General features: G+C 44.4%; 14 protein-coding genes. 9 read left to right on the top strand and 5 right to left on the bottom strand.

Annotated elements, in window-relative coordinates:
• The first annotated feature begins 42 nt into the window (after positions 1–42).
• Both trxA and J2755_RS03825 read left to right on the top strand, forming a co-directional pair.
• Positions 43–441, top strand: a complete 399-nt coding sequence (gene trxA / locus J2755_RS03820; RefSeq protein ID WP_209680049.1) for a thioredoxin — start codon at positions 43–45, stop codon at positions 439–441.
• Between the two features lie 3 nt (positions 442–444).
• The gene (locus J2755_RS03825; RefSeq protein WP_209680052.1) at positions 445–1,872 is read left to right on the top strand and encodes a methanogenesis marker 14 protein; all 1,428 of its coding nucleotides are present in this window, start codon (positions 445–447) and stop codon (positions 1,870–1,872) included.
• Position 1,873: 1 nt separating this feature from the next.
• Here the strand turns inward: J2755_RS03825 and J2755_RS03830 are convergent, their stop codons facing one another.
• Complete coding sequence (locus tag J2755_RS03830; protein WP_209680056.1) at positions 1,874–2,542, bottom strand: DUF166 domain-containing protein; 669 nt, start codon at positions 2,540–2,542, stop codon at positions 1,874–1,876.
• 69 nt (positions 2,543–2,611) lie between these two features.
• On the opposite strand from J2755_RS03830, the gene J2755_RS11435 reads away from it, so the two are divergent.
• Positions 2,612–2,740 carry a hypothetical protein gene (locus tag J2755_RS11435; RefSeq protein ID WP_280954373.1) on the top strand — a complete coding sequence of 43 codons (129 nt, stop codon included), beginning with the start codon at positions 2,612–2,614 and terminating at the stop codon, positions 2,738–2,740.
• Positions 2,741–2,751: 11 nt separating this feature from the next.
• A complete protein-coding gene (tmk, locus tag J2755_RS03835; protein WP_209680060.1) occupies positions 2,752–3,351 on the top strand; it encodes a dTMP kinase in 600 nt (199 codons plus the stop codon).
• On the opposite strand, the gene J2755_RS03840 is transcribed toward tmk, so the two are convergent.
• Positions 3,343–3,585 carry a hypothetical protein gene (locus tag J2755_RS03840; protein ID WP_209680063.1) on the bottom strand — a complete coding sequence of 81 codons (243 nt, stop codon included), beginning with the start codon at positions 3,583–3,585 and terminating at the stop codon, positions 3,343–3,345. The genes tmk and J2755_RS03840 overlap by 9 nt on opposite strands.
• Entirely contained in the window at positions 3,575–4,303 is a 729-nt protein-coding gene (locus J2755_RS03845) for a HisA/HisF-related TIM barrel protein (RefSeq protein ID WP_209680065.1), read from the bottom strand. The genes J2755_RS03840 and J2755_RS03845 overlap by 11 nt, the downstream gene beginning before the upstream one ends.
• A gap of 46 nt (positions 4,304–4,349) precedes the next feature.
• Here J2755_RS03845 and J2755_RS03850 point away from each other — a divergent pair, with 46 nt between their 5' ends.
• From J2755_RS03850 to J2755_RS03860, 3 genes are read left to right on the top strand one after another with little or no spacing between them, the layout of a single operon-like run.
• On the top strand, positions 4,350–5,051 hold the full coding sequence (locus J2755_RS03850) for a (5-formylfuran-3-yl)methyl phosphate synthase (protein ID WP_209680068.1): 702 nt from the start codon (positions 4,350–4,352) through the stop codon (positions 5,049–5,051).
• 39 nt (positions 5,052–5,090) lie between these two features.
• On the top strand, positions 5,091–7,259 hold the full coding sequence (locus tag J2755_RS03855) for a CDC48 family AAA ATPase (RefSeq protein ID WP_209680071.1): 2,169 nt from the start codon (positions 5,091–5,093) through the stop codon (positions 7,257–7,259).
• A 33-nt stretch (positions 7,260–7,292) separates the two neighbouring features.
• Positions 7,293–7,985, top strand: coding sequence for an RNA ligase partner protein (locus tag J2755_RS03860; protein ID WP_209680074.1), 693 nt, complete (start codon positions 7,293–7,295; stop codon positions 7,983–7,985).
• On the opposite strand, the gene J2755_RS03865 is transcribed toward J2755_RS03860, so the two are convergent.
• Together J2755_RS03865 and J2755_RS03870 are read right to left on the bottom strand one after the other, a co-directional pair.
• Positions 7,977–8,819, bottom strand: a complete 843-nt coding sequence (locus J2755_RS03865; protein WP_209680077.1) for a geranylgeranylglycerol-phosphate geranylgeranyltransferase — start codon at positions 8,817–8,819, stop codon at positions 7,977–7,979. The genes J2755_RS03860 and J2755_RS03865 overlap by 9 nt on opposite strands.
• 42 nt (positions 8,820–8,861) lie before the next feature.
• Positions 8,862–9,677: an aspartate dehydrogenase gene (locus J2755_RS03870; RefSeq protein WP_209680080.1), complete on the bottom strand. Its 816-nt coding sequence runs from the start codon at positions 9,675–9,677 to the stop codon at positions 8,862–8,864.
• Positions 9,678–9,792: 115 nt separating this feature from the next.
• On the opposite strand from J2755_RS03870, the gene nadC reads away from it, so the two are divergent.
• Together nadC and J2755_RS03880 are read left to right on the top strand one after the other, a co-directional pair.
• Positions 9,793–10,617, top strand: a complete 825-nt coding sequence (gene nadC, locus J2755_RS03875; RefSeq protein WP_209681382.1) for a carboxylating nicotinate-nucleotide diphosphorylase — start codon at positions 9,793–9,795, stop codon at positions 10,615–10,617.
• 87 nt (positions 10,618–10,704) lie between these two features.
• Positions 10,705–11,952, top strand: coding sequence for a BatD family protein (locus tag J2755_RS03880; protein WP_209680083.1), 1,248 nt, complete (start codon positions 10,705–10,707; stop codon positions 11,950–11,952).
• Positions 11,953–11,960: the final 8 nt, after the last annotated feature.

An 11,960-nucleotide genomic window follows, 5' to 3' on the forward strand; every position in this document is an offset into this window, starting at 1 on the left:
CAGATATAACTTGTGAATTATTTACAGGATTGGTGTATTGGAATGGATGAACTCGAAGAGATCAGGAAAAAGCGAATTGAAGAGCTTAAGAAAGATGTCGAACGAAGCAATTTTCCTTCTACACCTGTAGAAATAACCGATGCGGAATTCGGCTATTTTATAGAAAAATATCCTGTGGCGGTGATTGATTGCTGGGCTCCGTGGTGCGGCCCATGCCGCCGAATAGCACCGGTTATTGAAGAGCTTGCTGCATCCATGCAGGGAAAGGTTGTCTTCGGTAAGCTCAACACGGATCTCAATCGGGTAACCTCCATGGAATACCAGATCTCAGCGATCCCTACACTCCTTGTTTTCCAGAACGGAAAACTCTCTGAACGCATCGTTGGTGCCCTTCCAAAAGAGCAAATCGTCGAAAAAATCACTCCACTAATCCAAGGTTAAAACATGTCACATAAACCCCGAATTGCACACACTCCATCTGTAAGGCTGCTTGATCTCAAGTCGAAACCATACTTTATCGTGGCATCTGTTGAAGTCGGAAATACCACTACAAAGTGCATTCTCACTGCAACAAACCTTGAAGAGGGAAAAACATACCATGTTGTAAAAATGGTTAAAATGACTCGTGATGTCCGAAAACCAAAACCAAATGAGACAGTTTTCGGAAGAACACTCACGAAAGTCGAGCTTACAAGGGAATCCGTTGCCGAACTTGTTCGGGACACTTTGCTTGCAGCAGTCAAAAAAGCCAACCTCGACATTAAAAATGACATTCATTTTGTAGTCCGCTCCACCGGTGTAGTAGCCGGCTTTGATAAACCCGAAGAGGTAGGGGAGTTTATCAAGGCTCTTGCAGATGGCTGCCTGCTTGCGGGAGTGCCTCCTAAAAACATGACCCCACCCCTGTCTATTGACAACATGCCTCCTAAATTCCAGAAATTTACCAAGCTCCAGAGTGTCATTTTTGACGGAGCAGTTGCAAGTGTTTTGCCCCCAACCGGCTCAAGCGGTGTTGAAATTGTTGCAAACGAAATGGAAGGAGAACTCGCAACCGCCGGCATCAAGGAAGGGTCCAAATGGGTCGATGTGGACTTCCGTAACCCCTGCGCTTCAATGGATTTCGGGACAACCCTTGATGGCAGGATAATCAGCGAAGATCAGCCTTATGCCCGTACAATAGGTAACTTCTGCGGCTATGCAGGAGCCATTCCTGACACTATTATACGGGGAACCGGGCTTGTGGATGTCGAACTGGGAACTGCCCTTGACGTTTTTGACGAAAAGCCTGCCGGAAAGCTTACAATGCTCTTTAAAGGCAACAAAGTGAAGGAATACGCAAAGCGGATACAGGATTACATAATAATCGAGCCGGTTCCCGAAGATGTTGAAAGATATGGCAGTGTCCCTGTAAACCCAAAGGCTGCAAAGGAAATTGGGGTCGTTTTGATAGGCTGTGATGTCGGGAGGAATGGTTCCGATATGGATAAACTGTCAGAAATCGGCAGGGAAATTTACAATCAGGACGGACTGAAAATCCTTTTCGCAGTTATCGATGAAGTGATGTCTGATGTCGTTTACAGGCTCGTTAAAGTTGCAAATGACGAAGGACTTGTCTTCCCGGATACGACTTTTGGGGTTACGGGAAGAGCAGGAATTACAGGAAACAAACCAAATTTGATCCTTGAAAAGCTTGATCCTCTTATTCCAGGCAACATCGATGAAAGAGTTGCATTTATCGATGATGGTCTTGCAAGGGGAGCGGCCGTAATGGCACGTTGCATGAACTCCCTCGGGACAACGTTCAACCCTCTTGGAGGACATACCGGAGGCAAGTGTATACTGGGCCAGAGGATTAAACTCCAGAATAAGTGATTTAGTCCTTTTTCAATTTTTTAAGGGCATCTTCCATTGCTTTTTTGTGGATTTCCGCAGACTTGTGGATGCCACCTTCCTGACCCCGCACAGCCCTGCAGGGATACTGCTGGATTAGCAAACCTGCTTTTGCAGGAGCATCCTCCACAGCAGTCCCGATTATGTTATTTGCCATCTGCCATGTGCTTCCACAGGGAGCTCCCTTAGTAACTTTTACATCTGAGATTTTCCCGTCTGAAACTGATACTTCAAATTCAGGAATTCCAAATCTTGAAGTAAATGCCAGATTGTCCGGGCTTTCTCCTATGGTACAGCAGATTTCATCCACTTCAACATGAATACCGTACTCGGATGCAATTTGTTTCAATTCCGATAACGGGGCTTTTTGCACGCCACCGGGTACGATCACGGATTTTACACCATGTTTTGCGGCTTCACGCACAATCTCCGGCGTGAGATCCGGGTGAAGGGAGTATGTAATAAGAATATCAGTATTGAATACCTCCGGATCAATCTCCAGGGTTGAAAAATATTCATCCGGCTCATCTATGAAGTCCGGCAAGTTTGAAGGAATTTCCGTTACAACAATGTCCAGCGAAGAGTATTGTCGAATAGTCTCCACAAGTCTTTCCCCGTATTTTCCCCTCATTATAACACCAATACTTGCCATAGGTAATGTTTTGGATGGAACTATTTAATATATTATTTCCCACATATAGGCAAGAGAGGGAGATATTCTATGGAAGAAATTGATCAATCCAAGGTATATTACAGGTGTACAGTCTGTGACTTTGTTTTTCAGGATGACCCTAACTTCTTTCCCATAATCTGTCCCCAGTGCGGAAGCGAAGAAACCGAACGTACCTGAGGAAATGATTGATGAAGGGAAAACTCATTACGCTGGAAGGGATTGACGGAGCCGGCAAAAGTACCGTACTGGATTTCCTCAAAAATCATCCCGTTTTCGGGAAAGCTGTTTTCACGCGGGAGCCAACAACTAACTGGACCGGTGAGGCGGTGGAACGTGCTATTAACTCGGATACCGATCCAATGGCTGAATTACTTCTTTTTACAGCAGACCATGCTGATCACATTGCACGAGTCATCCGTCCATCAATACTGGAAGGAAAAAATGTAATCTCCGATAGGTATTATGACAGCAGGATAGCATACCAGACTGTCACGCTTCAGGGAGTTCTGGATGACCCGGCAGAGTGGATTCAAAAGCTTCATCAGGGATGGACAATTGAACCTGATCTTACGCTGCTGCTTGATCTTGACCCTGCTGTGGCCGTATCCAGATGCAATACCCGTGAAGTCCAGACTAAATTTGAAAAAATAGATTTCCTGAATAAAGTCAGGAGAAATTTCCTTGATTTGGCTGAAAAACAGCCTGAAAGGTTCTGTGTAATTGACGCCTCGCAAGATGTTGAAGACGTCAAAAAACAGATCACAGAAGCCCTTACAGGATTATTCTGAACTCAGTTTGTTCTTGTCTGCAAACTCTACCAGAGCCTCACCTAATTCCCTGACATATTTGGGATTTAGGTTGAACCTGCCTCTTTTTTGCCCGGCACGTTCCTTGGCAATCTCAACATACTCCTTTTCAAAACGCTCGCTTGTCTCAATGGAGATGGTGAGATACCAGCCGCCTCCCATTTTAATTTCGGTAAATGCATTTTCAGGGTCGATTTCAAGCTTTTCATCTGCCATTAAAAATACCTTCCTGTACTATGTTTAAGGGAATATTCCCGTTATGGACTGCTGTTGCAACAAGTGCCCCGGCAAGCCCGATATCATCCAGAATTCTTATATCTTCCATATTTTTCACTCCCCCACCCAACAATAGATTATGGGTTGAAAGGGAGTTCATTTTTCCGAGCAGGTGTGCATCTACACCTTTCCCGGTACCAACACGATCCAGATCCAGATAAACAATATCCTTCAAATCAAGTGTGTTGAGAACCTCCAGCACTGCCAACGTGTCTTCAGGGATATCGTCAGAAGAGGAAAGCACTTTTCCTCCCTTCCTGTCAATGCTCACAATGGATTTGCCCGGATATGTTTCACAAATCCGACTTATTGTTTCCATGGAACATGTCTCCGTACCCAGTATTAAGTTTCCTGCAAAGTCTTTCCACGGATCCATGTCCTCAAGTTCCCGAATGCCTGTATCAAGCATTGTGGGAGCCATTGAAGCGATTTTTTCTATTGCTTCCCTGTTTGCTTCGGGTTGCATTTCGCCCTGGAGAACATTAAGATCAGCGACGTAGATCTCCTGAGGATTTAGTGTCCGGACGACATCCATAACCCCGGAAGTGTCACATACCTTGCTGTTGATATGCACAGGCATGTAATTTCGACGTTCGCCTCCTTGGGCATGGACAACGGTAGCATTATATATGTCTAATACAAAGACAATTCGAAACATATTCAAACGGACTACTTAATCTTATCATATAAAAAGAGGCAAGTACATGAAATTGCTCATAAGCCCCATCAACACTGAAGAAGCAATCGCTGCTTTACACGGCGGTGCTGACATTATCGATGTCAAGAACCCAAAAGAGGGATCTCTTGGCGCAAATTTCCCCTGGGTCATTAAAGAAGTCAAGGATGCAATCCAATCCAAAAAACCTGTCAGTGCAACCCTTGGTGACTTTAATTTTAAACCGGGAACCGCTGCCCTTGCTGCCTGTGGTGCTGCAACCTCAGGAGCAAGTTATGTAAAAATCGGCCTTTATGACATTCAGACTGAAGAACAGGCTTTTGAAGTTCTTTCCGGAATTGCAAAAACAGCCGCAATGATGGATAAACCACCAAAAGTCGTCGCCTGTGCATACTCCGACTACAAAAGAATTAACTCAATTGCTCCGGAACTGCTGCCTGCAGTCGGTGCTCGTGCAGGGGTTGACCTTGTGATGGTGGATACAGGTGTAAAAGATGGTGCTTCAACTTTTGAATTTATGTCAGAGGAAGAGCTCACAGATTTTGTAAACAAAGCACGTGAAGTGGGACTTGAAACAGCTATTGCAGGCAGTCTGAAATTTGAAGACATACCTATGCTCCAGCGGATCGATCCTGACATTATTGGCGTCAGGGGAATGGTTTGCGGTGGAGACAGAACCTCCACAATTAAGAAAGAGCTTGTGGAAGAACTCAAGGCAAAGATGTCCTGATTCGGAGAAGTAATTCCGGATCCCCTTAGCGGGAGTACAATGAGCGAGACAATTGAAGTATGTGTTGCGGAAGCCTTACATCGTGATGCAGGGAGAGGTATTGCGAGACTCGACAAGTTGCTGATGCAGAAGATAGGAGCTGTAAGCGGCGACATTGTCGAAATAAAGGGTAAAAAAAATACATATGCAATTGTCTGGCCCGGTTATCCTGACGATTCCGGTAAAGATATCATCAGAATTGACGGAAACATTCGTGGGAATGCAGGAATCGGAATCGATGACAATGTCTCCATAAAAAAATCCAATCCCCGTGAAGCCCAACGTATCCTGCTAACCACTACACAACCTATTCATCTTGGAAATTACTCTCGTTTTTTGCATCGTGTTCTTGAGGGGAGGCCTCTGGATCGCGGACAGCGTATCAAGGTTGCAGCTGTCAACAACCCGATGTCTTTTGTGGTTACTTCTACCCAGCCCACCGGCCCGGTTATTGTCGGGCGAAGCACAAAGATAGAGGTGAAAGAAAAACCTGAAGATGCAGGATCTTCTTCCGAGCAGATTTCATATGAGGACATTGGTGGGCTGAAGCGTGAAATCAGTCTTATGCGGGAGATGATTGAACTTCCGTTGAGGCATCCCGAGCTTTTCCAGAAACTGGGAATCGAACCCCCTGCAGGAGTTCTTCTTTTCGGCCCCCCTGGCACCGGGAAAACCATGATTGCTAAAGCGGTAGCCAGTGAAACCGAAGCAAGTTTCTTTTCAATCAGCGGCCCTGAGATAGTCTCAAAGTATTACGGCGAAAGCGAGCAAAAACTCAGGGAAATTTTCGAACAAGCTCAAAAGGAAGCTCCTTCAATAATTTTCATTGACGAAGTGGATTCCATTGCCCCAAAGAGAGATGAGGTGTTTGGGGAAGTGGAACAAAGAGTAGTTGCCCAGCTTCTCTCCCTTCTGGACGGTCTGCGTGAAAGAGGTAGAGTAATTGTAATTGCCGCCACCAACCGTCCGAATTCAATCGATCCGGCACTTCGCAGAGGAGGGCGTTTTGACAGGGAAATGGAAATAGGGATCCCTGATAGGGAAGGGAGGCTGCAGGTTTTATACGTTCATACAAGAGGTATGCCTTTAGCTGAAAACGTTAATCTTGAGAGGATTGCGGATGTTACCTACGGTTTTGTAGGAGCGGATCTCTCTTCTCTTTGCAAGGAAGCCGCAATGCATGCCCTGAGGCGCATTCTTCCAAAAATGGCTATTGATGAAGAAATTCCTCCGGAACTGCTTGACGAATTAATCGTAGCTGAAGAGGACTTTGATGAAGCCCTGAAAAATGTGGAACCATCCGCACTCAGGGAAGTATTCATTGAAATGGCTACTGTCCACTGGGATGATATCGGCGGACTTGAAGCTGAGAAACAGGAACTCAAGGAAGCTGTAGAATGGCCCTTGCAATACCCGGAGCTGTTTGAAGCTACTGCGACACGACCTCCGAAGGGAATCTTGCTTTTTGGTCCTCCCGGAACCGGGAAAACACTTCTTGCAAAAGCTGCTGCCTGTGAAAGTGGTGTGAATATTATTAGCATTAAGGGACCTGAACTTTTAAGTCGCTATGTGGGTGACTCAGAAAAAGCAGTCCGTGAAACATTCAGGAAAGCCAAGCAAGCTGCACCTACGATTATCTTTTTTGATGAAATCGATTCCATAGCACCCTTAAGAGGAAATACGGACGATTCGGGTGGCAGCGAAAGGGTTGTAAGCCAGATCCTAACTGAAATTGATGGTATTGAAGATTTGAAAGATATCGTGATTATCGCAGCTACAAACCGCCCTGACAGGGTAGATCCGGCACTATTACGCCCCGGAAGACTGGACAGGCTTATTCACATAAACATTCCTGACAAAGCTGGAAGGGAGCAAATTTTCCGGATACACTCGAAGGGTAAACCCCTTGCAGAAGACGTGGACCTGAAAAGCCTTGCTGAGATGACCGAAGGGTATGGCGGCGCGGATATAGATGCAATTTGCAGGGAAGCTTCAATGCTTGCAATTCGAGAGACCGTTGAACAGGGAAAGTCCCGTGAGGAAATACGTGCATCTGCCAGCTCAATACAAATTCATGAAAGCCATTTTCTGGAAGCAATTAAAAAAGTAAAACCTTCAAAGGATTCTTCCAACGAAGAAGATGGAATGATGCAAAAATACTTTAGCTGAAGTACCCTAAATAAAAAGTGTAGGGGTTACTCAATGCTAAGACAAAGATTTGTGCTGGATACTACCGGACTTACGGACCTGCAGGCAAGGGATAGTGTGGGGGCAGACAATGTCTGCGACGGTATGAAAGAGATTCTTGAATTGATAGCGCAGGCAAGACTTGATCTTCAGATCAGTTGCTATGTACCTTTTCCTTCCGTTTACAACGAATTACGGGAATTTGCATCAAACAACAATTGTGATAGCGAAGTTTTTGCCAAAATAGATACCTGGCTTGTGAAAAAAACACCTGACAGGTATGAAGTCAAGATTCCTTCCCGCATTTTCCATGAGTATGTGGCCTACATGAGGGAGAGGATTGACAAGGGCATGAACGTCGCCGAGGAAGCAATCCGAGAAGCATCCTACGAATGCCTGTTCCTAACATCTGAAGCCGAGAATCGAAAGCAGGTCGAGACCGAAATAGAAAGGGAAGTCATTGGCTCCATAGTCGGGAAATTCCGAAATAAGTACAGATCTGCATTGCGTTATGGTATTCTAGACAGTGCTCCCGACATCGATGTATTACTTCTTGCCAAGGAACTTGATGCAGCTGTAGTTGCCAAGGATTACGGAATCCAGAAATGGGCTGAGCAGCTTGGTGTACGTTTTGTACCTGCAGATACATTTCCCATGATGCTCAAAGAATACCTCAGTCATAAGGAAACAAAAAGTAACTTACAGTGAACCTGCTACAAATGCAAATAGCGCCAGGAACATGGCGTACTTAAACAGTTTTGACGATTTTGCCGGGTTCCCGCGAAGGATCGTAAGAATTGCAAAAGCAAAAACTGCATCTGCAAGAATTACAAGGTACAGGTAACCTTCCCCGAGAAGACCGGTGATATATGGATAAGGGCTTGCAATAATTCCAATGACCCCCAGCGATGAAGCCAGCATCACTGAAGCTTTTTCTCCTGCGACTATTGGAAGTGTCCTGGCGCCATCCCGAAGATCGCCCTCCATATCCTCTATGTCCTTTACAATTTCCCGGGAGATGGTTGCAAATGTAGCCAGAAGGAACAAAATTGCCAGAGCGCTAAGTCCCGGGATACCAAAGACCGCTCCTCCGAAAAGGAATGTGGAGCCCGTGAGATATCCAACTGAAAAATTGCCTATCAAGGGCATACCTTTCAGGTTTCTTGCATACAGAATCAGCAGGAAAGAGTTGAAAATTGCAATTGCTGCACAGACGTAGTTAATCCAAAGGGCAAGGAAAATTCCGACTGCAAAAAGCAAGATAGCAAAATTAAGAGCGCTTCTTGCAGAAACATTTCCCGAAGGAATTGGCCTGTTGGGCCGGTTTATGGAGTCAATATGAATATCAAAATAATCATTTATGGTGTTGCCTGCACCTGTTACAAGCACAACTGTCGCCATCACAAGTAATGAATCCAGAACTGGAAACAAGCTAGCTTCTCCATTAGTGAGGATTCCAAAAGCAATAAAAACAGCAATCGCAGAAGCAAATGCTCCCATCCCGCAATTGCCTATGCGCATTAGTTGTAGGTAAGGATACATTGCTCTGTCAACTCCTTCCGAAAAGTAACAAAATATCCCCAATCAGGTTCCCAGTTGCAGGGGGTTTGATATCTTTTTCAATGTGGCTATCAGGGAAAGAGGAGCCAGGTAACTTGTCTTCGGATTTATCGGGGACGGTACATTCTCAATACGGTTGGTGAAAGACCCGAAATCCCCCTTTACTGTTATCTCGTGGATATTGCGGGTAATCTCCGGATTGGCAATAACCCTGACCTGTGTCTTTTCAAACCCTATCCCTGCGATACTGAGCGTTGCTGCAACATTAACGTTTGCCGGGAAAGCCTTAACAGCTTCTGCTGCCGTTCCTTCAAAAATTAGTGTTTTATCTGTGATGGAATCAAGATCAATATCATTTTCAAGAATGTAAGGAGCTCCTTCAAGGCCTTTTGGTGCTTTTTCGGTAGTTATTGACACTGAATCAATTCCTGCAATTGACGCCGATCTGAGTCCATCTATTCCACATATAGCGCCTGATGGGAGATAGATATTACAACCGTTTTCCTTTGCAATAGACAGGACTTCATCAAAAAGTTCGGAATCCACAAATGCGCCAATGCTTGCAACAAGGACGTCGCACTTTGCCTTCAGGGCTGTGGGAACAACCTCGGGAACTGCCTTTTGTGATGCGCATTCTACAACCAGATCAACCTCCAGGACCATTTCCGGCACATCTAAAACCCTCGGATGAGAATTAACAAGGGATGCTAATGCCTGTTTTACTGAATCTTCGTGCTTGTCATATATCGCATAAAGCTTCATTCCCGGAATTGAGGTATCCACTGCTTTGCAAATCTCGGTACCAATGGCACCGCAACCAACTACTCCAATCCTTATCATCAGCAACTTCCTTTTTGGCCTTTTACTGGATTTCTGGCATTAATCTACTGTTTATTGATTCTCTGTTGAAAGCATATAAATCTCTTGAAACATAAATCATTTCTGTGGTAAAATGATGTTCACGTCGCATCTGGAAGAATTTATTGAAGAAGATCTTGGTTACAATGACATTTCCTGTACAATTGTGCCTGACAAAACCCAAAAGGCAGTTATTTTTGCAAAGGAAAACTGCATCCTCGCAGGAACCGGGGTTGCAAAAGAAATACTGGATTATTTTGGAATTAAATATGAGCAGCTTTTTGACGACGGGGACTTCCTGGTTGCAGGAAACACCATTTTTGAACTTGAAGGAAGTGCCATATCCATACTGAGAGCTGAACGCCTCACATTAAACTTCCTTGGGCATTTGAGTGGAATTGCAACCCTCACACGCAAATGTGTGGATCTTGTATCAAGACAATCCAAAACAAGGATTGCCGCTACAAGGAAAACAACTCCCGGACTTCGCAGATATGAAAAACTTGCAGTAATAGCAGGAGGAGGGGACCCCCACCGCTTCAATCTTTCAGACTCTATTATGATCAAGGATAATCACCGAAATATGATGGGGCTTGAAAATGCCATCCTTGAAGCACAAAAAAGAGCCAGCTTTACTCAGAAAATAGAAGTGGAAGTTGAATCTGTTTCTGATGCCCTTATTGCTGCAAAAATGAATGTTGACATAATCATGCTTGACAATATGGAGCCCTCAGAAATCAGTGACACAATTTCAGCACTTCAGGCTGAAGGATTACGTGAACATGTAATAATTGAGATATCAGGTGGGATATCACCTGCAAACCTAAACATTTTCGCTGATACCGGTGCCGATATTATTTCAATGGGATCCCTGATTCACAAGTCCCGCTGGATAGATATCAGCCTGGAAGTAAAAGAGTGATGTCATAAGCTTTATATTAAATTCCAATCTTGTATTTAGGCTATAGGCTAACGAAAAGGAATCCTTGAAGGATTAGATGAGGGAACTATGTACAGCCCAAAACGGATTACAACGATTTTTCTTCTTACGATGATACTGTTCACAGCATTCACCGGAATGGCTGCTGCAAAAACAGTTCTTTATGAGGACTATATTAATGAAGGCGACGGATACCAGATCAACAATTTCGTTATTGATGTTACTGATGTATTCCCTTCATCCGAATATGCTGCATTTTATGTCTATGAAAAAGATGAAGAAGTTCTGGACAAGGGACTGGATATTAATGACACTTTCACATTTGAAGTCGACGGAGAAGATGTGGAAGTAAAATTACTGAATACAGCGTCCGGGGTTCTGAACAAAGCAAAAATTGCAATTACGATAGATGATGATGATGTTGTCTATGTTGACGGTGTTGTAGAAGGCGGACACGAAGATGCTGAATTCTCCGGTACACCTGAGCTGGACATAACCAAATCTATCAGCAGTGAGACTATTAGTGTCGGAGACATAATCACGGTGACGGTTTCTGTAGAAAACCGGGGAGATGACACTGCCACAGAAATACGCTTTTCAGATATACCGCCTGAGAAATTTATTATTGAGGAGACATTTGTAAGCCAGACAGGGGAATTAACCCTTGATGTAGGACAGTCCCAGCAAATCTTCGTATATCGGATTAAAGCTACTGCCGCTGGAGAATATGTTATTAAACCAACAACTGCGACTTTTTCAAATGAAGCCGGGCAGGATTTCCCACAGGCATCATCTAATGTTGTAACAGTCACAGTTGAAGGAGAAGCTGTGAAAACCCCGGAACTACAATTTTCAGCTACTGCAGGACAAAATGTTGTTCCCAGAAATGAAAACATTGAATTCACAATCAACATTGAGAATATCGGGGAAGGGTCTGCAGATGCTGTTTCTGTCGAATTATTGCTTCCGGACGGACTGAAATATGAAGATGGAGATTCCGAAATCGAAGTAATATCAGGAGTCCCAACCATCTACCTACAATCTTTTGGAGTCCAGCAGGAAAAAGAGATTACATTTACCGCAAAAGCTGAAAGTATCGGAAGTTATACAATTACCGGAGACTATTCATACCTTTATGATAACGGGTTGGAGGATGAAGAAGTAACTGGCGATTTCACATCCGGTACAATCACTGTTGATAAAGGCAGGTTTGACGCAATTCTCGAATTGCCTATCTACGTTTATGTCATACCTGTTCTTGTAATAATAGGAATCGGCGCCTGGGTTGCATACAGGCACCGTCAATATCGCTTCTGATAATAAAT

This window comes from Methanohalophilus levihalophilus (assembly GCF_017874375.1).
Classification (GTDB): domain Archaea; phylum Halobacteriota; class Methanosarcinia; order Methanosarcinales; family Methanosarcinaceae; genus Methanohalophilus; species Methanohalophilus levihalophilus.

Excerpts from the sequence above, each read along its gene's own strand:
- J2755_RS11435 (WP_280954373.1), top strand. The coding sequence starts at position 2,612 with ATGGAAGAAATTGATCAATCCAAGGTATATTACAGGTGTACAGTCTGT.
- nadC (WP_209681382.1), top strand. The coding sequence starts at position 9,793 with ATGTTCACGTCGCATCTGGAAGAATTTATTGAAGAAGATCTTGGTTAC.
- tmk (WP_209680060.1), top strand. The coding sequence starts at position 2,752 with ATGAAGGGAAAACTCATTACGCTGGAAGGGATTGACGGAGCCGGCAAA.
- J2755_RS03840 (WP_209680063.1), bottom strand. The coding sequence starts at position 3,585 with ATGGCAGATGAAAAGCTTGAAATCGACCCTGAAAATGCATTTACCGAA.
- trxA (WP_209680049.1), top strand. The coding sequence starts at position 43 with ATGGATGAACTCGAAGAGATCAGGAAAAAGCGAATTGAAGAGCTTAAG.
- J2755_RS03880 (WP_209680083.1), top strand. The coding sequence starts at position 10,705 with ATGTACAGCCCAAAACGGATTACAACGATTTTTCTTCTTACGATGATA.
- J2755_RS03855 (WP_209680071.1), top strand. The coding sequence starts at position 5,091 with ATGAGCGAGACAATTGAAGTATGTGTTGCGGAAGCCTTACATCGTGAT.
- J2755_RS03870 (WP_209680080.1), bottom strand. The coding sequence starts at position 9,677 with ATGATAAGGATTGGAGTAGTTGGTTGCGGTGCCATTGGTACCGAGATT.
- J2755_RS03845 (WP_209680065.1), bottom strand. The coding sequence starts at position 4,303 with ATGTTTCGAATTGTCTTTGTATTAGACATATATAATGCTACCGTTGTC.
- J2755_RS03825 (WP_209680052.1), top strand. The coding sequence starts at position 445 with ATGTCACATAAACCCCGAATTGCACACACTCCATCTGTAAGGCTGCTT.
- J2755_RS03865 (WP_209680077.1), bottom strand. The coding sequence starts at position 8,819 with ATGTATCCTTACCTACAACTAATGCGCATAGGCAATTGCGGGATGGGA.
- J2755_RS03850 (WP_209680068.1), top strand. The coding sequence starts at position 4,350 with ATGAAATTGCTCATAAGCCCCATCAACACTGAAGAAGCAATCGCTGCT.
- J2755_RS03860 (WP_209680074.1), top strand. The coding sequence starts at position 7,293 with ATGCTAAGACAAAGATTTGTGCTGGATACTACCGGACTTACGGACCTG.
- J2755_RS03830 (WP_209680056.1), bottom strand. The coding sequence starts at position 2,542 with ATGGCAAGTATTGGTGTTATAATGAGGGGAAAATACGGGGAAAGACTT.